This is a genomic window from Desulfosarcina variabilis str. Montpellier (assembly GCF_048565275.1).
Classification (GTDB): Bacteria; Desulfobacterota; Desulfobacteria; order Desulfobacterales; family Desulfosarcinaceae; genus Desulfosarcina; species Desulfosarcina variabilis.
Map to the genome: position 1 here is coordinate 4,236,575 of NZ_CP159846.1, position 24,298 is coordinate 4,260,872.

General features: G+C 38.4%; 19 protein-coding genes. All 19 read left to right on the forward strand.

Annotated elements, in window-relative coordinates; translation table 11 throughout:
* The first annotated feature begins 69 nt into the window (after nucleotides 1–69).
* The 19 genes from Dvar_RS19110 (at nucleotide 70) to Dvar_RS19200 (ending at nucleotide 24,266) form a co-directional block, all read left to right on the forward strand.
* Nucleotides 70–831, forward strand: coding sequence for a hypothetical protein (locus Dvar_RS19110; RefSeq protein WP_419663454.1), 762 nt, complete (start codon nucleotides 70–72; stop codon nucleotides 829–831).
* A gap of 672 nt (nucleotides 832–1,503) precedes the next feature.
* On the forward strand, nucleotides 1,504–2,337 hold the full coding sequence (locus Dvar_RS19115; protein ID WP_419663455.1) for an XrtA system polysaccharide deacetylase: 834 nt from the start codon (nucleotides 1,504–1,506) through the stop codon (nucleotides 2,335–2,337).
* 1,080 nt (nucleotides 2,338–3,417) lie between these two features.
* Complete coding sequence (locus Dvar_RS19120; RefSeq protein WP_419663457.1) at nucleotides 3,418–4,278, forward strand: exosortase/archaeosortase family protein; 861 nt, start codon at nucleotides 3,418–3,420, stop codon at nucleotides 4,276–4,278.
* Nucleotides 4,251–4,892 carry an exosortase C-terminal domain/associated protein EpsI gene (locus Dvar_RS19125; RefSeq protein WP_419663459.1) on the forward strand — a complete coding sequence of 214 codons (642 nt, stop codon included), beginning with the start codon at nucleotides 4,251–4,253 and terminating at the stop codon, nucleotides 4,890–4,892. Before Dvar_RS19120 ends, Dvar_RS19125 begins: the two co-directional genes overlap by 28 nt.
* Nucleotides 4,893–5,099: 207 nt before the next feature.
* A complete protein-coding gene (locus tag Dvar_RS19130; RefSeq protein ID WP_419663461.1) occupies nucleotides 5,100–6,242 on the forward strand; it encodes a glycosyltransferase family 2 protein in 1,143 nt (380 codons plus the stop codon).
* Between the two features lie 127 nt (nucleotides 6,243–6,369).
* Nucleotides 6,370–7,719: a DUF362 domain-containing protein gene (locus Dvar_RS19135; RefSeq protein ID WP_419663463.1), complete on the forward strand. Its 1,350-nt coding sequence runs from the start codon at nucleotides 6,370–6,372 to the stop codon at nucleotides 7,717–7,719.
* Between the two features lie 28 nt (nucleotides 7,720–7,747).
* On the forward strand, nucleotides 7,748–8,935 hold the full coding sequence (locus Dvar_RS19140; RefSeq protein WP_419663465.1) for a glycosyltransferase: 1,188 nt from the start codon (nucleotides 7,748–7,750) through the stop codon (nucleotides 8,933–8,935).
* 11 nt (nucleotides 8,936–8,946) lie between these two features.
* On the forward strand, nucleotides 8,947–9,972 hold the full coding sequence (locus tag Dvar_RS19145) for a hypothetical protein (RefSeq protein ID WP_419663466.1): 1,026 nt from the start codon (nucleotides 8,947–8,949) through the stop codon (nucleotides 9,970–9,972).
* Nucleotides 9,973–10,007: 35 nt separating this feature from the next.
* Nucleotides 10,008–11,060, forward strand: coding sequence for a polysaccharide deacetylase family protein (locus tag Dvar_RS19150; protein ID WP_419663468.1), 1,053 nt, complete (start codon nucleotides 10,008–10,010; stop codon nucleotides 11,058–11,060).
* A 148-nt stretch (nucleotides 11,061–11,208) separates the two neighbouring features.
* Nucleotides 11,209–12,804, forward strand: coding sequence for a lipopolysaccharide biosynthesis protein (locus Dvar_RS19155; RefSeq protein ID WP_419663470.1), 1,596 nt, complete (start codon nucleotides 11,209–11,211; stop codon nucleotides 12,802–12,804).
* Nucleotides 12,805–13,129: 325 nt separating this feature from the next.
* Complete coding sequence (locus Dvar_RS19160; protein WP_419663471.1) at nucleotides 13,130–14,170, forward strand: acyltransferase family protein; 1,041 nt, start codon at nucleotides 13,130–13,132, stop codon at nucleotides 14,168–14,170.
* A 324-nt stretch (nucleotides 14,171–14,494) separates the two neighbouring features.
* The gene (locus tag Dvar_RS19165) at nucleotides 14,495–15,655 is read left to right on the forward strand and encodes an IS4 family transposase (RefSeq protein ID WP_419656521.1); all 1,161 of its coding nucleotides are present in this window, start codon (nucleotides 14,495–14,497) and stop codon (nucleotides 15,653–15,655) included.
* A gap of 303 nt (nucleotides 15,656–15,958) precedes the next feature.
* On the forward strand, nucleotides 15,959–16,918 hold the full coding sequence (locus tag Dvar_RS19170) for a glycosyltransferase family 2 protein (protein ID WP_419663473.1): 960 nt from the start codon (nucleotides 15,959–15,961) through the stop codon (nucleotides 16,916–16,918).
* A 196-nt stretch (nucleotides 16,919–17,114) separates the two neighbouring features.
* On the forward strand, nucleotides 17,115–17,546 hold the full coding sequence (tnpA, locus tag Dvar_RS19175; RefSeq protein WP_419663474.1) for an IS200/IS605 family transposase: 432 nt from the start codon (nucleotides 17,115–17,117) through the stop codon (nucleotides 17,544–17,546).
* A 189-nt stretch (nucleotides 17,547–17,735) separates the two neighbouring features.
* Nucleotides 17,736–19,592: an asparagine synthase (glutamine-hydrolyzing) gene (asnB, locus tag Dvar_RS19180; RefSeq protein ID WP_419663476.1), complete on the forward strand. Its 1,857-nt coding sequence runs from the start codon at nucleotides 17,736–17,738 to the stop codon at nucleotides 19,590–19,592.
* Between the two features lie 27 nt (nucleotides 19,593–19,619).
* The gene (locus Dvar_RS19185) at nucleotides 19,620–20,750 is read left to right on the forward strand and encodes a glycosyltransferase (RefSeq protein WP_419663478.1); all 1,131 of its coding nucleotides are present in this window, start codon (nucleotides 19,620–19,622) and stop codon (nucleotides 20,748–20,750) included.
* A complete protein-coding gene (locus tag Dvar_RS19190; RefSeq protein ID WP_419663480.1) occupies nucleotides 20,750–22,102 on the forward strand; it encodes a phenylacetate--CoA ligase family protein in 1,353 nt (450 codons plus the stop codon). Before Dvar_RS19185 ends, Dvar_RS19190 begins: the two co-directional genes overlap by 1 nt.
* A 5-nt stretch (nucleotides 22,103–22,107) precedes the next feature.
* Nucleotides 22,108–23,118, forward strand: coding sequence for an acyltransferase family protein (locus Dvar_RS19195; RefSeq protein ID WP_419663482.1), 1,011 nt, complete (start codon nucleotides 22,108–22,110; stop codon nucleotides 23,116–23,118).
* Nucleotides 23,115–24,266, forward strand: coding sequence for a glycosyltransferase family 4 protein (locus Dvar_RS19200; RefSeq protein ID WP_419663483.1), 1,152 nt, complete (start codon nucleotides 23,115–23,117; stop codon nucleotides 24,264–24,266). The genes Dvar_RS19195 and Dvar_RS19200 overlap by 4 nt, the downstream gene beginning before the upstream one ends.
* Nucleotides 24,267–24,298: the final 32 nt, after the last annotated feature.

Here is a 24,298-nt window from a genome sequence, read left to right on the forward strand (position 1 = left end):
TGCAGAAGCTGGAGTTCATTGTTGATCTTACCTTTTTTTCTCATCATTGCATGCTCAGGAGGAGGCGAGATGGAAACCCAAAAAACCACATATAAAAATTTGAATGACATTCCCGACAGCGCATGGGAAGCACTTTCACAGAAAAAAATATACTTTGGCCATCAGTCGGTGGGCTTCAACATAATCGACGGTATTAAGGACCTGATGAAGGAATATCCCAAGATCAAACTGAATATCGTTGAGACCAGTGAACCCAAGGATTATAATGCAGGCATACTTGGCCACTCAAAAGTCGGAAAAAATACAGATCCCGCTTCAAAAACAGCGGACTTCTCAAGGTTTCTTGATAAGGGTATCGCTAAACAAGCAGATGCTGCGGCCCTTAAATTTTGCTATGTGGATGTAACGGCCGACACCAATGTGCAAAAGGTATTCGATGATTACGTTCAAACAATGGATGCGGTAAAAGCCAAATATCCCGATCTGAAACTGATTCATTTCACTGTTCCGCTAACGACAATAAAAACCTCTTGGAAAACCTGGTTAAAGAAAACCATGGGGAAAAAAGATATCTGGGAATATACCGAAAACGTAAAGAAAAACCAATACAATGACCTTCTGGTAGCCAAATATAAAGGCAAAGAACCAATAGTTGATATTGCAGCAGTCGAGTCGACTAAACCGGATGGGTCACGGAATACATACGATTATGATGGAAAAACCTACTTCTCCATGGTGCCCGAGTATACTTACGACGGTGGGCATCTGAATGAGGTGGGGCGAAAGCGTGTTGCTGCTGAATTTTTGGTTACATTGGTTAATGAAATATAAATAGCCACCGACCCACACGGAAAGACACAGACGAAGTAACCAATAGGTAGAGGCGATGGGCGATGGGCGATGGGAAGGCGGAAGCTTGGAAGATCGGAAGATCTGGAGATGAAGATTTCAACGGGCCGAGGATTCGAGGGGGCCGTTAGCCCATATTTCCCGCGTTTCTTGCTTTTCCCGCCAGTCTCGCTGATTATTATTAAACCCAACAAACCCAAAGAACACAAGTCGCCCAACCAACTCAACGAACACAATTAATTCAAGTAACCAAAACAACCCTCTGCGAACTCTGCGCCTCGAGCGAAGCGGGCGGTAAAATAATTAGCCACAGACGATCCGGCTAAATTTTTTCTACGAATCAACCGATTATAAATTATCTAAGTGTGTCAATGAAAAAGCGTTTTTACATCTATATGAATTCAGAACGGGTATGTAATCCAGGCGGCGGAGCTATATGCAAGCTTGGATCTATTACAGATGATTGTAAATAGGCGATAGGCTATGGACTATAGCTGATGGGTGAAACCCAACGAACCCAAGTAACCCAATAAACATTGTATCACCGCAGAGACGCAAAGAACGCAGAGAAAAACAATATGCAATCCCGTCAGGGAAAACAAACCCCTCAGCGATCTCTGCGCCTCGAGCGAAGCGGGCGGTGAAATAATTAAAATGAACAAATCAAAAATAATTAACTATCTAACCATAGATGTAGAAGATTATTTCCAGGTCTCAGCCTTCGAAAAAGTTATTGAACCAAAAGGGTGGGATACCTACCCCTGCGGTGTCGTTCAGAACACCCAGATCATATTGGATCTATTGGCGCAACAAGATGTAAGAGCCACATTTTTCATCGTTGGCTGGATTGCGCAACGCTATCCAGAGCTCGTTCGCCAGATAAGCGAACACGGCCACGAGGTTGGATGCCACAGCTACTGGCATAGAAAAGTCTACGACTTGACGCCGGAGGAATTTAGACAGGACACATACCGATCCAAATCGATTCTCGAGAACATCACCGGTAAACCGGTTTATGGATATCGGGCGCCGAGTTACTCTATTACCAATAAATCATTGTGGGCCTTGGATGTATTATCGGAAATGGGCTTCCAATATGATTCTTCCATTTTTCCAACCTACCATGATAATTATGGAATTCCAGATGCCCCTCGATTTGCATACAAACTTGGCGCTCAGAAAATGATCGAGTATCCCATATCCACCACAAGGGCCATGGGACGCAATCTACCCATCTCAGGCGGTGGCTACTTCAGACTGTTTCCCTACTCGATTACGCGATCGGCGTTGAAAAGAATCAACACAAAGGAAAATCAACCATTTGTTTTTTATCTACATCCGTGGGAACTTAATCCGGACCAGCAAAGGATCAAACACGCCAGTGCGCTATCCCGATTCCGGCACTATGTGAATCTGAAGACAACACGGAGAAAGTTTGAAAGATTACTGGATGATTTTAGATTCAGACCATTTGCCGATGGGTTATAGGGTATGGGCTATAGGCGATGGGAAAAAATGGAAAGCGGAAGCTTAAAAGATCGGTTTAATTTTCTCGCTTTTCCCGCCAGTCTCGCTGATAGTTTTTAAACCCAACAAACTCAATGAATCCAACAAACATAACATCACCGCAGAGTCGCAGAGAACGCAGAGAAAAGATTAGGGTTGGCTGGCTACGCCAGGAAAAACGGATAGATAGCATTCTATTCTATTTGATCCCCCTCTCAGGGATCAACCCCCTCTGAGCCTCTGAGTCCTTGAGCGGAGCGGGCGAGAGATAAAAAAGGTAGCCTCTCACAGAGTCACAGAGATCACATGGTATAGATTAAAAAATCAAACGGATTAACATACTATTTCCCTTACCCGTCAGGAAATTTAAACCCTCCGCGCACTCAGCGCCTCGAGCGAAGCGGGCGGTTAAAAAAAATCACCGCAGAGACGCAAAGCACGCAGAGAAAAACAATATACAGTTGGCTTCGTCAAATTTTATTCCTTCCCGTCAGGGAAAATTAAACCCTCCGCGATCTTCGCGTCTCGAGCGAAGCGGGCGGTGAAATAATTCGCCACAGACGAACACGGACAGACACAGACGAATCAGCTGATAGTTTATAGGGCTTGGGTAAAAACAGGAAAGCGGAAGATTGGAAGAGCGGAAGATATGAAGATGAAGGATTCAAGGGTTCAAGGACTCGAGTGGGGAAGGCTCGGTAACTCATTTTCTCGCTTTTCCCGCATTTCGCGCCAGTCTCGCTGATTATTGTTAAACTCAACAAACATAACATCACCGCAGAGACGCAGAGGACGCAAAGAAAAAGATGGGATTCAGTTGGCTACGCCAATTTTTTTGGTTTCCCGTCAGGAAATTTAAACCCTCAGCGCACTCAGCGCCTCGAGCGAAGCGGGCGGTTAAAAAAAATCACCGCAGAGACGCAAAGCACGCAGATAAAAACAATATACAGTTGGCTTCGCCAAATTTTATTCCTTCCCGTCAGGGAAAATTAAACCCTCCGCGATCTCCGCGTCTCGAGCGAAGCGGGCGGTGAAATAAAAAGTATCCACCGACAAAGAACCATGAACAATCAAGATGAAAATTCAGTGTCAACGCCAGGAATGCTTGCCTATTCAGGGCTGGCAATCGCGTTCTTAATTACCTTTTTTCCTGTAATGAAGAACCTGTTTCAAACATGGCTTACGTCTGATGACAATTCACACGGCCTTTTGATTCTTCCGATGAGCCTTTACATTGTTTGGAATCACCGTCATGCAATAAAAAAAGCCAAAATAATTCCTGGCCGTGGCGGTATGTTTTGGGTAACGACGGCAACACTGCTTTATCTTTTCGGCCACCTCGCGAGTATTCTGACCGTTGGTTATCTATCATTCGTGTTGACTATCTGGGCAGTGGTCTGGTCGCTATATGGGAAAGAGATTTTTCGAGTCCTTTGTTTTCCGATGGTCTTTTTGCTTTTGATGATCCCCGTACCATCCCAATTTTACTCCATGGCTACAATACCATTGCAATTGATCGTGACCAAATACAGTGCCTTGATTATCAGTCTTTGCGACATTTCCGTTTTAAGAGAAGGCAATGTGTTACATCTACCACATCAAAGCTTGCAGGTCGTTCAGGCGTGCAGTGGACTGCGATCACTGATGGCATTGGTGACATTGTGCGCTATTTTTGCGTATTTGACCCTGACGTCCAACTTACTTCGAAGCATACTGGTTGTCAGCAGCATACCCGCTGCAATCATAGTCAATATTGTACGGGTGGTGAGCATGGTGCTGGCTTTTCAGCTTTGGAATTTGGATCTTTCCAAAGGACTGGCTCATACCATTTTTGGTGTGGGTATCTTTTTTCTGGCACTAATGATTATCATACTATTTAGAGGAATACTTGCTAAATGGGACGTACCATCTACCGCCGCCTGATCTATACGTTTGTCTGTTTTCTCATCGCGGCATCTATCATCTATTTAAATCCATCTGATGGTAGTATCAGTGTAAAAGAACCGCTTAATTTGGTTTTTTCTGTGGTTGATGAATGGGAACCCGTCAATGTGATTGAGATGCAAGAGTCTTTTGTCGATTCTCTATCACTGGATGATTATTTATTTCGATCCTATATAAAGGATGGAAAGACCGTTAACCTTTACATTGGGTATTATCAGACAGCTGAAAAAATCGGTGCTGCTCATTCTCCCCTTGTCTGTTTCCCAGGTCAAGGATGGACGATTTCCACACCGAGAACAATGAATATCAGGTCCGACGCAGGAATGGTTCATTCGGCAAGAATAACTGCGGCTAAAGATGGGCAGCAAGAATTGATTATCTATTGGTTCCAGTCTTATGATAGGACATCTGGCGGGACGTTTATGCAGAAAATTAATGGGTTATGGGGTCGGCTGAAGGGCAACCCGACTGACAATGCTTTTGTAAGGGTTTCGGTCAGCGTTGTAGACAATAATACAGATGAAGCGGAACGCAATGCCGTAAATTTTATCAAAGATTATTATCCATTATTTCTCGCATATATTAAAAAGTAGAATTCGCTCCCTATAAAGCTCCAGTTGTCTGGTTCCCACGCTCCTGTGTGGGAACCCATATTCAGTCTGGTGAAGGTTAATTGGTGCTCCCAATAGAAAAGAAATACCAACCACGTCATGCCGGGCTTGACCCGGTATCCAGCCATTTTTAGATTTTCAAAAGAGACAGTAGAACCATCAATTGGCACATAGAGGAGAAGGTTAAGCATGGTCATCTTGTTTTGGATATCAGTTTTCATGATTTTTTATGTCTATATCGGATATCCTATAGTAGTTGTTTTATTATCCTTTATTATAGGTAAGAGCGTAAAAAAAGAGAATAGTGAACCGTTCGCTACCATTATAATTGCAGCTTTCAATGAATCTGAACACATTCATAAAACAATTCAGAATAAGCTCGATCTTGATTATCCAAAAGATAAACTGGAAATCATCGTTGTCTCGGACGCATCGGATGACGGTACTGATGAACTCGTTAATGAGTTTAAAGAGGCCAACGTTCGCCTTATTCGCCAGGAACCGAGAGCTGGAAAAACATCCGCTTTGAATCTGGCTGTCCCTCATGTCAAAGGAGAAATTATAGTATTCTCCGATGCGAATTCCATCTATGATCCCAAGGCAATCAAAAAGCTCGTCGGCAACTTTTCAGATCCCGAAGTCGGGTATGTTACTGGAAAAATGATCTATGTCGATTCCGATGGATCCATGGTCGGTGATGGCTGCAGCGCATACATGAAATATGAAAATCTTCTAAGAAAATATGAGACGCTTTTAGGTTCGGTCGTTGGGGTAGACGGAGGTATCGATGCGATTCGAAAACAGCTTTACGCTCCCATGAAAGATGATCAACTTCCTGATTTTGTTCTTCCACTCAAGATAGTTGAAAAGGGATACCGTGTGGTTTACGAGCCTGAGGCATTGCTGAAGGAAGACACGCTAAAGGAAGCCGAAGATGAATATAAAATGAGAGTCCGAGTTTCTTTAAGAGCAATGTGGGCAATTCTTGACATGAAACATCTGTTATGGTTTCAGCAAAACCCCTTTTTTTCATGGCAGCTTATTTCACATAAACTGCTGCGTTATTTTTGTTTTGTTTTCCTAATAGTTGCCTTTTTTACCAATCTTTTCCTGCTTGATTCCGGATATGGATATATTTTGGCTTTTGTAATTCAGTGCGTTGCTTATCCGACGGCGTTCCTTTCGCCAAAACTCATAGAAACTTTACATTTTCCATCAAAAGTTACCGCTATTATCCGATATTTTTTTCTTATTAACTTAGCCTGTGCACACGCGTCTACGAAAGTTTTACGGGGTCAGAAGCAGGTTCTATGGACGCCGAGAAAAGGCTGAGTGCGATAGTTCGTGTTGTGAAAGTATTCTGGTTGGATTTTTACCACGATCAGTTTTTAAGATTTTACTCGTTTTAGCTGTTCACTGATGAATAAGTATAAAATGTTGATGGGTTAAAGGGGAAAAAATGACTCGTAGGTTTTTCTTGAAGCTGGCTGTCGCTATTGGTTTAGTGATAAACTTGTTTCCCTGGTTCCAAAAAAGGGCGTTTACTCAGGGAAAAATCACCAGAAAAAAGGATGTGGGGCTTCCACTTGGTGTTGATGATGACGGTTTTTCATATGTCTACTTGGTCAAAAACGGTTCTCCTGAGGACAACATTCAAAAAGCGATTGACCTGATGGGAGGCATTGAACATTTCATCAGCAAACAAGATATCGTTGTTTTAAAACCTAATGCACAGCGTTATAATCAAGGGATGACCAATACCGATGCTATGAAGGGATTTATTGACCTTGTTTTGAGTATCGAAGGTTTCTCTGGAGAAGTTATCATTGCAGAAAATCATCAGTATCAAGACGATAATTGTTGTGGTTGGACGACAGATGAAAGAAATGGAAAATTTAATCTAAATGAATTAGTCGAATATTACCAAAAAAAAGGTTATCCAAATGTAACCAAATATCATTGGCATGTTGCTGGACCATGCAAATACCCATTGGAAGGAAACGGCCAAGGCGAAAGTAGGGTGAATGGACCAGAAGAGGGCGATGGGTATGTTTGGATGGAAGATGATTATTATTTATCGCCATCTGGTCATATATGCCTAATGACCTACCCGATTTTTACCTCAAGTTACAGTGGCATCACAATTGATTTAAAAAAGGGTGCTTGGAAAAATGGGGAATACCTGGCTGAAAAGCGATTACGTTTTGTAAATTTTGCAGGTCTAAATCATCACGGGCGTTATGCAGGAGCCACCGCAAGTGTGAAAAACCTGATGGGTGTCGTGGATATGACTTGCGGTTTTCCGGGCGATTTATGCGCCAATACTTACAATACCCACCATATTGGCGTCTCACGTATGAAACATTGGTTACATCATGGACACTGGCGAATAAGAAGCTATAAGGGTTGGCTCCGTTACAAATTCGAGGATTATTGCTATCGTAACTTCCATTATACAGGTGGTGCACTTGGGAATTTTATGGCAAAGGTTCGAATGCCTGATTTAAATATCATTGCTGCTGATCTTGTAGGATGGGGGGACCGTAAGCGGCTTGACATGGCTTTTAGGCCAAAAGCACTTCTTGCTGGCACTGACCCTGTGGCTCTAGATTATATCGCGACTAAAGAAATACTATATCCAGGAACTCCAAAGGATGTAGCAGAGGTTTCCGGTGTGCCTCTACACCAACTCAATAATCCCGATGATACTAAAGGGCCCCTATACTGCTTTTTAAATGAGGCAAATGCTCAAGGCGTCGGAAATCTAAGCATGAGCAAAATTAAGCTCACACAAATTGATTTATCATAACAAGTCCAATAAATAACTGACCCTTTCTATGAATATTTTTTATATAACCGATGTGTTCCCCCTTTTGTCGCAAACTTTTGTGTTGCGTGAAATCAATGCACTTGAAGAACTTGGGCAAAATATTGCCGTTCTTTCACTTATCAGACGCCCTATATCTGATCCTGATCATGCCATAATGAAAAGACTCAAGGCACTGCGTTTTTATGGCCCTGACTTGCATCCAGAAAAAATACAAAAAGCTATATATCACTTTAGGGCTTTCAGGAAAAATCCAAAGGGATACTTGGAAGCATTGCGTTTGTCCAAGACCACGGGACTTCCTATAATGAAATATCTCTTTAGGGATTTAGCCACTTATGGCTTAACTATAGAGAGATTTGGAGCTCAGCATCTTCATGCCCATTTTGGCCGAGTTGGAATGCTGGCAGCGTGGTTATTAGGGAAAATGCTGAACCTACCATTTTCAGTAACATTACATGGCAGCGATGCACTTGTTGATCCTTATCCTGCCATTGGACGCGTTCTTCAAGACGCATCTCGTGTTATCTGCGTGTCTGGTTTTATTCAAAAGAAAGTCGTTTCTGATTTTGGGGTTAGCAATAGAAAGACTACCATTATTTACAATGGTATTGATCCAAATGAATTCATCCCGGCTGAAGTTCTTCAAAAAGAACTTCGCATCATTACTGTTGCTCGTTTACATCCTGTGAAATGTATTCCAGACCTTGTGGATGGCTTAGCATTGTTGGAAAAAAAAGGAATCAACTTCCAATGCACCATTGTTGGAGAGGGTGAAGAACGTAATAAAATTGAAGCGCAAATCCAATCGTTAGGGATGGAAAAGAATGTTAAGCTGCTTGGCGGATTAAGAAATGAAATGTTACCATCAATTTTAAAAGAACATAATTTATTTGTTATGCCCAGTTCTTCCGAGGGGTTAGGTGTCGCATTGTTAGAAGCCTTATCATGCGGATTGCCAGTCGTGGCTACACGCGTTGGGGGAATTCCAGAGATTATAAAAGACGGGATAAATGGCATTCTTGTTAGCCCCAATAGCCCGAATGAAATAGCAGATGCAATCATGGAATTGCATCAGATAACATTTGCTCATAAAGAAAAAATGGCAAAAGCGAACCGAAAAAAAATAGAGGAAGATTTCAATGTTTTTCATCAAGCAGAAAAACTTCTTCAGTTTTTTATAAATAGTGAAAAGTAAGATGATTCCGAATGACTGCATCATTTAAAATTGAACGATTGTCGATGAAAGATGTTGATTTGCTGTTTGAATTTAAACAGCGCTTGATGCCAGACAATTCAAAATGGATGGATCGACCTCGTTGGAATTGGTTATACAAAGAGAATCCGTTTGTCGACCTTACTCCGGTTTGGGTAATCAAAAGCAATGGCCGGATCGTTGGCTCCATAAGCGGAATTGTTTTCAAAATTCATTCTGGGGATGAATCTTTTACTGCTTACCATGGAGCAGATTTTTTTGTAGAGGAAGGATTCAGGGGGCTACCTGCATTACGATTATTTAAAAAGATGGCTTCCGATGGTGATTTAGTTGTTGCCGCCAATTTGTCACCTGATGCAAAAAAATTATTTTTAAAAATGGGTTTCGTTGATTTTAGCGATCATTTATATGAGGCAAAGGTTATTTTAAGTTCTGGCAATTATAGCTTTCATAGATTTTTGGTCAAACGTTTGGTTCAAAATTTTATGAAATTGGGGACTCGACTGATTGGATATGAGGCCAGCATAAATAAAGAAATACCCGATAATTATGAACTGTTGTGGAAAAGGATTGTTAAAAGACGAGAGTATGGAATTGAAAAATCCCGTTCTTATTTAAGATGGCGATACGCCCAGTGTCCATCCATCCAATACGATTTTGTTAGTATAACGCTCCAAGGGAATCTAAAATGTTTAGCTGTTGCTTCAATAATAACAGATAATGGTACTGGTGGTTCAAATGGATTACTATTTGACTTGTTGTTGCCTGAGAATGATTTTCTCGCCTTAATTGCTGCTTTAAGTGCGATTATTAATTATTTTAAGAGAAAAAGGTGCGATTCCTTCCAGATGCATTGGAATGCGAGCTGGGCAAGGCCAATTTTAAAAGGGTTAGGATTCTGGATCACACAAAGCGATCTTGGATGGTTAGTGAATACAAGAAAGGATAATGAAAAGCTACAAAAGTTGATGAATCCAGGAACATGGTATTTTTCATTAGGGGATACAGATAAATATTAAACTCCTTTCGTTTATCAAGTTAAGGTTAATCGCAAATGAAACTTGAATCGATTAAGGTTATGATTCACAGGTACTTGAACAGGGATATGGGTGTAATCCTTATCTATCATAGTGTGGTTGATTGCATTTTAGGCTTTAACATGTGGACACATATGCCTTTGAACCGTTTTGCGGCACACATGCGGGTACTAAAGCAGCAGGCTAATGTAATTCCACTTACTAAAATGATTTCATCTATCCAAAAGGGAAAACTACCCAAATATTCTGTGGCTGTGACCTTTGATGATGGATTTGTAAACAATTTTACGCGTGCCTTCCCAGTTCTGCAGCATTACAACATACCCGCAACTATATTTTTAAGCACGGCCTTTATTGGAACAACAAAGTTTTTTTGGCCGGAACGTCTGGCGTTTCGTTTGATGCGAACAAATTTGAAGAAGATCAATGTGTTGGATCAAGGATTTAGTCTTAACAGCGATGAAGATCGTTGTAATGCTTATACACATTTGAGAGACTATCTTAAAAAACTTCATCCAAAAGAAATTGATACTGAGCTAAAAAAAATAGAAAATATACTTAACATAAAGGAAACTTTCATTAATGATCCCATTTATCAGGAGTGGTTACCTCTTAACTGGGACCAAGTTAAGGATATGGAAGATAGTGGTCTGATTGAGTTTGGCGGTCACACTGCGGATCATCACATTTTAAGCCGTCTGAATTTATCAGAGGCAGAAGAACAAATTAAAGCCTGCAAAAATGCATTAGATCTAAATTTGAAATATCCAACAAAGTTATGGGCCTATCCAAATGGAGAAAAAAATGATTTTTCAGACGATCACAAGGAATTGCTACAAAAATATGGTTTTCTGTATAACTTTTCAACAATTCCATCCTATATATCAATAAATTCAGAAACTAACACTATAGGAAGGATAGGTATCGGAAGCCAAACGGATACTGATGAACTCATGAATATTTTATCAAAAAGGGATCGATGGGAAGAGCTTGATAAAACTCAAAGGATAAAAATGGCCTTAAAATGCGGTCTTTTCAAAAACTTCGATACAACAACAAAGAGTCTTTAAAAATGTGAGAATATTTAATTATACTCTAACAAGGTCTTTTTTTCGCTTAAAATTTTCCAGTTTTTTGATAAAAGCGGTGAGTTTTTTTTCTAACTTGTTCGCTCCGCATGAAAAACTAATATTTAAAACATAGATGTTAAAAGGCTAAATGACAAAATCATCTCATATTTGGCAAACTTTCAAACACGCATTAATTTATAGTACCGCTGGATTATTGGGCAAAGCAATTGGTTTTATCATGCTGCCGGTGTACGCACACTATTTAAGAGGAGAGGGGTACGGCACCATCGGAATGATTGATGTTGTTCTTTCTGTTCTCACACTATTAATAGGTTATGGCATCCAGGGTGCCATGACAAGGTTTTATTATGAAAGAGAAACCCTGGAAGAACATAGACAGGTAGTATCTTCAGCCATTTTTGTCATGCTTGCATTGACATTGAGTGTTTCCTTGCCTGTAGTTCTTTTTAACAAGCCCGTAGCCTATTTGGCTTTTGGAGACTCTGATAAAGCCATATATATTACACTCGCTGTATTTACCTTCATTGCAGACATATCCTCAAAAAACGCAGAAACATATATACTAATAAAGCAGCAATCAATTTTTTTTTCTATCCTATCACTGTGCCGATTGGTACTTGCACTTTCATTAAACATATATTTCATTGTGCACTTAGAGTTGGGAGTATTGGGATATCTATATAGTGGCCTTATCGTAGCTATTTTCTTTTCTGCGTTTAATCACTGCTACGCTCTATACCATGTTGGGCTTAGTTTCAATAAGGATATAGCTATAGATATTTTGAAGTGGAGCCTTCCACTTCTTCCAGGGTATATTGCCATGTTTATAAGGGGAAATACCGATCGTGTGATTCTGCGTACAACTTTAGGACTAAGTAAACTTGGTACGTACGAGATGCTTTTCAAATTCGCTACTTTGATTGGATTTTTGGTTGTTGAACCATTCAGCAAGATATGGGGCGTTAAAAGATTTGAAGTTGCCGAGAAAGTGAATGGCCCATCGATAATGGCAAGTGTCTTTAATATCCAATTGGCAATTTTACTTTTTATAGGGATCATCCTTAGCCTTGAAATTCCAATTGTTTTGCGGATCCTTACACCTACTGAATTCTGGATAGCCGGTATCACAGTGCTTTTAGCTGTTATGTCAAGAGTCATACTTGCCTGTTATTATCACTTTTTTTTCGGACTTCTTTATGCCAAAAAGACTCATAAAGTTTCCATCATCCAAATCGCCTCAGCAGTTGTTAGCGTTATAGCTAATATTCTGCTTATCATACCTTTTGGAATATTTGGTGCGGTGGTTGCTTCATGCTTAGCGAATACGTTTCAATGTGTTTTAGCTTATCGATTGAGCCAGCCTTTTTACCGTATACCATATGATTGGAAGCGTATTATTTTTATGTCAGGACTATCAATATCAATTTTTTTTCTCGCCGACTGGATCTCGATCGAAAAGATAAATGGAATGACACCATGGATTGTCGATACAGTTGGAACCCCGTTAACAGGCTTCCTAATGTGGATTAAAGCTGATTCGATCAAGGATGGAAAAATCGTTGATTATCTTGTGAACAATATTCCACTTTTAGTAGATGGGGGGCTTAAGTTTATTGTGGGCTGTAGTTTCCTTTTAGGACTGGTTTGGACCGATATTATTCCGCGTAAAAAATTGATTGCTATTGTTAGACAACGCTCTTTATCGCCTATATCTAATACATGAGAGATCAAAAATCTTATGTTACTTTGTGCTTTTTTACCGAAGACTAATATTTAATATAGGGTATCCACTTGACTCAATTGACCAGCATATTGTCCTAACGCTCCACAAAGAAATATACCTGAGAAAAAGCATGACTTCAGCAGCTTCACGTTTCCAGAATATTCCTGCCGTAAATTGATCACATGACGTATTGCGCTTTCAACAAATCCACTGCCTATCGGCAGATTCACTAAACGAAAGACTGCACACACACACTGCATGCGACGGGGAGAGAGAATCATTGATCCATAACGACAGCCTAAATAATAAAAGGTAAATATAAGATATGAGGTTAAATTATTTTGATTATTTTAGAGGGGTGGCGATCCTCCTAATCGTTGCTGGACACTGCTTCTCTCCATGGTATATCAATACATTATCAGAGATGGTTGTCGCAAATCTAATCACTGGGGGAACAGCACTATTTGTTTTTATCTCAGGCTTCTTTTTCCATCATGTATATTATCCGAAATTTCAATATAGAAATTTTTTAATCAAAAAGGCGAAAATTGTTTTTCTGCCTTATCTGATCCTATCAAGCATAGCATTTATCTTGATTGTAATTTTGCTTAATCAACACAACGGTCATATAATTGGAGATACAAATAGTATTTCAAATAGCATGCTACTGTTTTTTAAATACTTATGGACAGGGCGAATTCTAACGGCCTATTGGTATGTGCCGTTTATAATGATTATTTTTTCAATATCTCCATTATTTATTCAATATATAAAACTATCCTTTGTAATGCAGTTAACAATTTTATCTATATTATTTGTCGGATCTATGTTGATCCAGCGGCCATTGTATAATCTATCACCAATACATTCAGTTATATATTTTACTCCGATTTATCTGATAGGAATTATTTATTCAATTAATGAAAAAAAAATTTCTTTTTTTCTAAAAAACAAAAGCTTGACATTAGGAGGGGCAGTATTAGGTACTTCTATATTTCAAGTTATCCAAAATAAAAGCTATGGAAATTACCATAAATCCACATTATTTTCATATTCTGGATTTGATTTGATTCTTGTTCAAAAGACACTTATGATATTCTTTTTTTTATCAATTTTTTTAAAAATTGACAAAAAAAATATTTCTATTTTAAAGTATTTTGCGTCGACTAGCTTTGCATTATTTTTTTTACATCCTTTTATTTTATGGGCTTTAAAATACTTATCTGCTACTGATTATTTATTATTTATTCCGGGAATTATTGTCTTCCCTATGAAAACAACATTTGTTATTTCTGTATCTATACTAATAGCAACATTAATTAAGAGAATCCTGCTTAAAAAAAGTCGTTACTTTATAGGCTATTAAAATGGTGCTATTGACAGCGTGAAAAGTTTATATTTTCTATAATCTGACAATTGCAAAGAACGGAATCACAGAACGAGGTGTCCCATGAATGCTCGAAAGACCAGACGACGTTTAAACAAAGACACCGGGGTGCAATCCCATTTAGGGGCAAATCAAACTGGATTAATCGATCCTATCCCAAAATCATAAATAATCAGTAACTTCCGGATAGGAAATTGCATTTAACTAACCGACATAATTTTAAAAAATGTGTTTTTTTGCTTGACAAATAGCGGCTAATGTGAATCGCGGTTTTGTATAACTAATAAAACCAGGAGGTTATACATGCCGCGCGCGTTTAGCCCGTTTAAAGCACCAAGTTCTTTATCTTTTGCTGATTTTTTGAAACCCGCCCTTGAGGCCATGAATGATATGCCTGAACTTAAATCCAGAGGAAACCGAAAGCTAAAAATGTCCTTCGAAGACCAACTCAGGGCTTTGGTCTTTTTCCATCTGGAAGAACATACATCTGCTCAGCATCTGCTGCAAACGCTCAAGGAGGATGACTTTGCCAGAGAACACATTGCTCCTGAAGACGGAATTGAAAAAAGCAGCTTTTCTGAAGCCACCAACAGTCGGGGTCTCGATCAATTCATGCACGTATTTCAAAATCTCCAAGCTCAAGCCTCGAAGATTTTACCCAAGGCTCATGAAGAACTTGGGAACCTTGTTGGCATTGACGGTTCTTTAATTGATGGCACTTTTTCCATGCTCTGGGCCGATTACCGTAAAGGAGTCAAAAAAGCAAAGGTACATGTCGGCCTTGATCTGAACCAATCCATCCCCAAAAAGGTGTACCTGACCGACGGTAACGGTGCTGAAAGACCTTTCGTTTCCAAAATACTCTCCGAAGGCCAAACAGGCGTTCTGGATCGAGGATACCAGTGCCACGATCTGTTTGACCAATGGCAACAAGAAAACAAGTTTTATATCTGCCGGATCAAAGCCAGCACGACCAAAACAATCATCTCTCAAAATCCTGTGCCAGCCGGCAGCATTGTTTTTTTCGACGCCATGGTGCTTTTGGGTACCAACGGTGTTAACCAGAGCAAAACACCATTACGGTTAGTGGGCTACGAAGTCGACCGCATTCAATATTGGATTGCCACTAATCGCTATGATTTGTCAGCTGAGCAAATTGCCCAAGCCTATAAGCTCCGCTGGGACATCGAGAACTTTTTTGCCTGGTGGAAAAGGCATCTTAAAGTTTATCATCTGATTGCCCGTAGCCCCCACGGACTGATGGTCCAAATCCTTGCCGGATTAATTACATACCTACTGCTGGCAATATATTGTCGAAAACATTTTAACGAAAAAGTATCTATCCGTCGTGTAAGGCAGCTACGTACACAAATTGAGAACGAGCTCCGTTGCTGGCCAATGAGCGAAGCTAACTCAAATTATGGGAAAAAAATGAAATTACAAATGGTTAATGCAAAAGTTTAGCCGGAAACTACTGATAAATAATCGTTATTTCAATAAATAACGAATACCAATGTGTTTTTGGTCGGTATTGGACTCTGTGGGAAGAATCGAAAACAATCAATATTGGCCAATTTTTGACCAAGCGATTTGTCTAATTATTCTGAGATCAATTGTAACACAACTATTTATATCACAATAATACAGGTGTTTACAAAACTGCTGTCTGAATAGCTCAAGTGCCCCTAAATGGGATTGGGCCCAGGTGATGAATGATCTAATTGAAAAGTGATAATTTACAAAAGAAATAGAATAAGAAAAAATAGAATGCCAAAAATATCTGTCATAATACCGACATACAATGCATCGAATTATATTCAAGAAACAATAAACTCCATTCTGGAACAAGATTACAAAGACTTTGAAATAATAATAGTTGATGATTGTTCAAGTGACAATACGAAACAGAAGGTCAATGAATATAATTTAGAAAAAATAACTTTTATTAGTCTTGAGAAAAACCATGGCGGACCTTCAAGGCCGAGAAATATTGGAATTAAAAATTCAAAAGGGAAATATATTGCCCTTTGTGATTCTGACGATCTCTTCTGCCCGGGACGATTAAGCACTGCAATGGCATTACTTGAAAAGCAACCTCATATAGGCATGGTTTTCACAGGTGCCACTAAATTCAATGATTGTACAGGAGAATTAATAGGGAATTTTCACGATGGATATGATAAATTCTGGTCAATTCCAAAAACTAATATTAATAATAATAAATATATAATATCCTCTGAAAACGCTTTCGAAGGGTTGTTTTTCGAAAATTTTATTATGCCTTCAGGCGTAACTATTAATAAAGAAATTTTTTTAAAGGTTGGATATTTTGATGAATCGTTAAAAAACGGCGATGATTGGGATATGTGGTTTAGGATAACAAAACAGGCTAAAATAGGGTTTATAGATGAAGTAGGGTTTAAATACCGCATTAGAAGTGGCAGCGTTTCCAAAAGAGGTGCCGAGCTTGCAATTAATAGAATAAAAGTATTAAAAAAATTAAGAAAAACAAAATTGCCAAAAGATTTGTATAATCAATTGAAAAATCAATTATCGAATCATTATTTTGGATTAGCATATAAATATAAAGAAACTGGTATGTTTAGATTGTCATTTGACTATTTTAAAAAAAGCTTAAAGGAAAAGTTTACATTAAAAAGTATAAAAGGATTGATCTCTCTTATTAACATAATGCTATCAAGAAAATTTAGAATCTATCAAAAATGATTTTTGGGTTTGGTTGTAATTTAACACAACGATAGTTAAAAATATAATTATAGGCTAAAAAGTTAATTCTTTTTAATGCGAAGCAGAAATCCATGCCCTTTGGGCATGGTCAGAGTTCAAAGGCTTTGCCATTTGAACAGCTCACTGCTACCTCGGAGCTGAGTTGTCCCCACAACATCAGCCAAAGGAGATAGCAATGAGCCGCTTCAGAAAACTATCACACACGATTTGGCACTGCCAGTACCATATTGTGTGGGTTCCCAAGTACCGTCATCGAATTTTGACTGGGCATGTTGGCCACGAAGTAGGGAACTGCATAAGGGCGTTTTCCCAGCAAAAGAACATCGAGATTGTGGAAATGAATATTCAACCAGACCATGTCCATTTGTTGGTGATGATTCCGCCCAAAGTGTCGGTATCGAATTACTGCGGGATGGTAAAAGGCCGGTCAGCGATCCGAGTATTCAACAAATTCAAAGAACTGAAAAAGCGCCCCTATTGGGGTAATCATTTCTGGACCGAAGGGTACTGTGTCGATACCGTCGGTTTGGATTCCGAGATGATCCGTAAGTACGTCAAGTACCAGGAAAACCAAGAACGGCGAATGGAACAACGAAGCCTGTTCTGAAATTCAAAGGGGGCAACTCAACGTTCCTTGTCCCCTTTGGGGGCAAGGCAAACTCACCCCCTTATAGGGGTTAACCCAATACCACCCTTTCTAAGGGTGGATCCTTTATCTTTAAAATATCATTTTCCCAAAACGCCTCGGCTTTCTTTACTAGTATATAACATCAATAATCTTTTGATTGGAATTCTTATGTGCGGTATAGTAGGTATCTACTATAAAAATAAGCATGAATGCTACAATGAAGTTCTTGGAAATGAAGAATATCATTGTAAAAAAATGCTTAAAAAATTGAAATATAGAGGGCCTGATGAAATTAATTCAGCTATATTTGGAAATTCAGTTTTTGGGCATACTAGACTCAGTATAATCGACTTAAATACCGGATCTCAACCTATATACAATGAAGAAAGAACAGTAATTGTAGTTTTAAATGGTGAGATTTACAACTACCAGCAATTAAAAAGAAGACTTATCAAAAATGGCCATAATTTTAAAACAACATCTGATACTGAGGTAATTGTTCATCTTTACGAAGAAGAAGGTGAAAATTTATTTCGATATTTGAATGGTATGTTTGCCATATTACTTTATGATAAGAAAAATAATGTTTTTTTGGCAGCTAGAGATCGAATGGGCGAAAAGCCAATATTGTATTGGGAAACCAATGAGAAAATCGTATTTTCATCTGAATTAAAAGCATTATTACAATACCCTGATATTAATTTTGAAATTGATAAGAAAGCTCTTTCCTTCTATTTTAGTTCAATGTTTGTCCCATCTCCATATTCAATTATTAATGGAATAAAAAAAATCCAACCATCATTTTATTTAAAAGTAGAAGGAAATAAAGTAAAAGAAGGAAAATATTGGGACCCTAATATTAATATTGATTGGAAGCTAAATGAGAATGAAATTAAAGAAAAATTTATTGAATTATTTTATGATTCAGTTCGAATAAGAAAAATTTCAGATGTTCCATTAGGAGTATTTCTGTCCGGTGGTATTGATTCTAGTGCAGTGACAGCAGCAATGGCTCTACAATGTTCAGAACCAATTAAAACTTTTTCAGTTGGATTTTCTGATGAGGTTGATGAAAGACCTTACGCACGAATTGTTGCTGAAAAATTCAATACCGATCATCAAGAATTACATATATCTGATCGTATCGAGGATGTAGCATTAGAAGTTTTAGCGTATTTCGATGAACCATTTGGTGACTCTTCTGCAATACCTACTTATTTAGTGTCTAAAGAAGCAAGAAAATTTGTTAAGGTCGTTCTCACTGGTGATGGTGGAGATGAACTTTTTGCTGGATACCCTTCTTATCTTAATCAAAAATACTTGTTCGGAAATCGTCTAACTACAAAATTATTAAAAACAATTGGTCGATTATTTGATAGTGAATATTTAGATAAAATTTATGCGTACAGTGGAAATAAAATGTCATGGAATCATTGGTTGTCGATTCGATCTATGATGGACAAAGATGAAATTACTCAATTAATGAATTGCTATCCTTTAGATATTAGATCTCATTATCAGGATAAACAATGGCTTCATTTGAACGATAAAGATCCACTGTCAATTGCTTTTTCTCATGATCTTAATTTTTATTTGCCAGATGATTTATTAAAAAAAGTTGATATGGCTTCAATGAAAGCAAGTATTGAATGTAGAGCTCCTTTTTTGGACCATCGACTTGTTGAGTTTGCTATGGCAATTCCATCAAATAAAAAAGTCAAAAAAAATCAACTGAAATATTTATTGAAAAAGTCATTAGAAGACCTGCTTCCATCTGTAATTATAAATAGAAAAAAAACTGGTTTTGGAGCACCTGTGTCATCGTGGTTAAATAATCAACTTAAACCTTTGGTTAATGACCTATTAAACACTGGATGTAAAAGTGAACTCTACATCAATCCTTTAACCATAAAGAAAGTAATGAGAACTTTTTATTCTACCAAACAACACAATAATTTCAGAATCCCTTTTAAGCTATGGCTTTTATTTGTATTCGAAGTTTGGTTAAGAAATTATTCAAAATAATTAAAAAATAATTTACTATTTCTTATCATGATTAACATCGCTTATTTGATTGATACTATATCAACTGATACTGCTGGAACCCAAAAACAACTACTTCAATTAATACAAAAACTTGATCGTAAAAGATATCATCCGTTTCTTATCTGCTTAAAAGAATCGAAATGGATGCAAGAAAATCCAATTCCTTGTAAGCATATTTCATTGGCCTACAATGGTTTCATAAGCTTAAGCTTCCCATTAGTAGTTCGGCGTCTAATAAAATTCTTGACCGCAAAAAATATCTGTATTGTACAGACCTTTTTTGAAGACTCAATATTTGTTGGGCTGATTGGCGCAAATTTAGCAAAATTCAAACCCTTGTTATTTTCAAGTAGACGTGATATGGGGCTAGGACTACAAGGGCAACCTTGGTACCACCGACTTTACCTTCCAGCACTACTTCTTGTTAATCGTTTTTTTGACGGAATCATCACTAATAGCTTTGAAATACAAAAATTTGTATCAAAACGCGAACGTGTCCCATTGAATAAAATAAAGGTTATTTATAATGGAATAGAAATACCGCAAAAGAAATATATTATACCTGACCTATTTAGACGATACAAAGCAGATGTTTGGATAGGAATTGTGGCAAGCCTAACTCCTGTCAAACGCCATGATATCATTTTAAAAGCATTCTCTCAAATGATTCTTTGGACTAGTGGGAGTACTATCCGATTGGTCATTATAGGAGACGGTGAAAAGAGAAAAACGCTTTCGGAGATGGCTATAGTGTTAGGTATAAAAGACCATGTTCACTTTGAAGGTGCTGTTAAGAATGTGCCTGATTATCTTAATATGATCGATATAGGAGTACTATGCTCGGACCGGGAAGGGCTTTCTAATTCAATTTTAGAATACATGGCCTGCGGTTTGCCCGTTGTAGCAACACGAGTAGGGGGAAATACTGAACTGGTAAACAATAAGACCGGTATTTGCGTCCCTCCAGGAGACTCACGGGCGTTGGCTATTGCCCTTTTAAATTTATGCAATAACCCTGAACAGCGTAAGGTTTTAGGTGATAATGCAATTAAAATCATAAAGGAGAACTTTTCTTGGGATAAATGCATGTCAGATCTTGAATCCTATTACGAAAAGAAATTGAGGAATAATTCATAATGATAAACATAGCTCCCATTAGAACGAATATTTTTGGGCGAATGCTTAGTGTAAGGAATGGCAGTCCAAAACTAAGATATTGGAAAAAGCTTGAAAGTACACAGTTTCTTCCCCTTATTGAACTACAAAAAATACAGTGGCAACGCCTTTTAGAAATGTGGAGCTTTTTATGGCGTCAGAATCCATTCTATAGGAAACGTTTCATAAAATATGGTTTAACGGAGAACAGCCTTAAAAATCCCGAGGATATCCATAAGCTGCCTATTCTGACAAAAAAGGAAGTTCGTAAAGCAGCTGATGGAATGTTATCTTCGGGTTACAAAAAAAGTTTGTTACAGCACTTCAAGACTGGGGGATCAACTGGTAAGGCCCTTGATATTTACATCACAGAGGCTTGCAGTGAGTTACGCAACGCTTGTGCGTGGCGACATGATCGCTGGACAGGCTGGGAGCCTGGTGAACCCATCGGCGCAGCATGGGGAAATCCCAAATTGCCACGAACGGTAAAGGAAAAGCTGATCAACAAGCTTATCCAACCATATATTTACTTCGATACAATGGCTGTTACGGACAACGCAGTAAAACGTTTTGCTGCGGAGTGGAAGAACATCCAACCGACATTACTTTTTGGTCATTCTCATTCCTTGTATATTCTAGCAAGGATGGTTCGAAGATTGGGCATAGATCATATCCGGCCGGTAGGCATAATTTCAACCTCCATGATGCTACTTCCCAATGAGCGCACCTTTATCGAGCAGGTATTCCACGTGCCGGTGACTGACCGATACGGTTGTGAAGAAGTCAGCCTAATTGGTTGTGAGTGCGAGCATCATGACGGCATGCACATGAACATTGAACATTTGATTATCGAATTCATAAAAGAAGATGGCAGTATCGCAACAGCAGGTGAGCCAGGTCAAATCGTAGTAACTGACCTTATGAATAAGGCAATGCCTTTTATTAGATACAAGGTTGAGGATATCGGCGTTCCACTAGACAGAAAGTGCTCATGCGGAAGAGGCCTTCCCCTCATGAAAAACGTTGTCGGACGAGTTGCAGACTTTTTGGTTAAAAAAGATGGAACCCGCGTTGCTGGTGTTTCATTGATTGAAAATACGTTAACAAAATGGCCTGGCATCGACCAGATGCAGATCATTCAAGAAACCATTGATGCAATTCATATTAAAATAGTCCCTGGCGGAAGCTACTCTGATGAGGTTCGGTTCAACTTAATTGATTATTTTAAGCGTCTGTTTGATGCCGACACTCATATTCAAATCGAAGTGATAAACGAGATAATGCCTGAACGTTCTGGAAAGTTCAGATTCTCAATTTGCAAGGTGGACAGGTAGATAGATTGAATAATTTTAAATTTATTCAGCATAATAGAGACCATTTTCTGGGTTTCAGTATAATACTTATCGTTTTCTATCACTATAAGATTATTTTTTGGGGCGAGATTGGCGTAGATTTGTTTGTATTTTTATCTGGGTATGGATTAGCTTGGGGGTACAGTCAAAAAAAAGTTAGGCTCGTTAATTTTTGGCTAAAGAGAGCCAAAAGGTTGTTTCCGGCATATTGGACAATTTTGCTGGCGTATGTTTTTTATTCAGTACTATGTACGGATAGAACTTACTCCTTAACGCAGGTCCTTCTTAACATGTCATGTCTTCAGATGTATGTTGTAGGATTTAAATCAATTATTCCCCACGTCTGGTATTTATCGTTAATAGTCACCATGTATTTTTTTTTCCCGATGTTTCTTAATCAGATCAGAAAAAAACGTTTATTACCATTAATGCTATTTATATATACTTTGATGGCAATTGAGTATGTTACTGTTAACCTTTTTCCAATTGCTATGTTTCGTATACCTACATTTATTGCCGGTGTTTGGATAGGATATGCAAGTATTTCAAATCGGGAACTATTAATCAGCAATAGAATAGAGAAGATGGCATCATCACTAATCGTGTTTGTTCTGATGACGATTTTTGTAATTGCAGCACTTAACTTGCCAGTGCACCTACTTTGGAACCCTGGCCGGTATTGGACAATTATAGCTTTATTTTCACCATTACTATCGATCTCTCTTCTGGTTGCATGCCAACCTTTGACTCTGCAATTCGAGTCAATTTTTAGTGCCATTGGTCGATGCAGTTATGAAATTTTTCTTTCGCACCAGTTGATTTACGATTTATTACAAAAGAAGATGATGACGATAATAGACGTCGCTTGGTGCCAGAATTTCATCCCTTTTTTAATTGCTTTTATTGTGTTTTGTTTTTCACATTTTTTCCATATTTGTATAACCAAATTCGTTAAAATGAGTTTATTATCCAATGGAATGGTTTTGAATCAAAAATGAAGATTGCACCTAAGCGCGTAATGCATTTTATCGAAAGCGGCGGCATATACGGTGCTGAAAACGTATTGCTGAATCTTTCCAGAGAGATGATAAAAGAAGAAGAGAACATCCCCATTATTGGCTGTATCGTGTCTGACAAGGCTGAAAATAGCGAGTTGTATAGAAAAGCACGAGAGTATGGTATTGCGGCAAATAAGCTTTTATTAAGAAATTTTTTGTTATGGTATGATCTTCCAAGCGTCGCCAAAAAGCTTAAAAAAGAGCGTATTGGCCTTATCCATTCACATGGTTATAAGCCATCAGTGTTCGGCTACCTCATTTCATTAATTACAGGCATTCCAATTATGGCAACCTGCCATTTATGGTTTCTGCAAGATAAGATTCCGCTAAAAATGCGCTTTATGATTAGACTTGAGCTTTTCATATATCGGTATTTTCCTTTAGTTGTTGCCGTCTCAGAGCCCATTAAAGAAATTTTACTGGATAATGGCATTCCAGCGCATAAAGTACATGTAATTAATAACGGCATTGTTCTGTCGGATTATAATGAGCTGACAAAAGATGATTCCGAAAGGCTACGGAGGGAATTAGAAATAGAAGACGTAGATCTATGTTTTTTAAACGTTGGTCGCTTATGTCGACAGAAGGCGCAATGGAATATCATTTTAGCGGCTGCGCATTTAAACAGTCATATCAATGGAAAACGGCTTCGCTTTTTTATAGTGGGTGAAGGGATCCTGCGTTCCGAGCTACAACACCAAATAGAAATACATAATTTACATGACAGAGTGCATTTATTAGGCTTTAGAGAAGATGTTCAAAAACTAATGCAGATTGCTCATGTTTTTCTGCTACCATCACTTGATGAAGGGCTGCCTATGGCCTTGTTGGAGGCAATGGCAAGTATGCTACCTGTTATAACTACTCCAGTTGGTAACATCCCCAATTTAATTCGCCAAAATTACAATGGTATTCTTATTCGCGTTGATAACCTTGAAGACCTTGCAGGTGGTATTCAAATGATGGCAGAGTCAGAAAGCTTGCGAAGAAGACTTGCAAAGCAGGCTATAGAAACGATTCAAACGAGCTATGATAGCAAAAAAATGTTAAACGATTATAATATTTTGTATCGAAAAATAATTGTATAGAAAATTCCTGTGTAATTCTCAAAGGACGGATG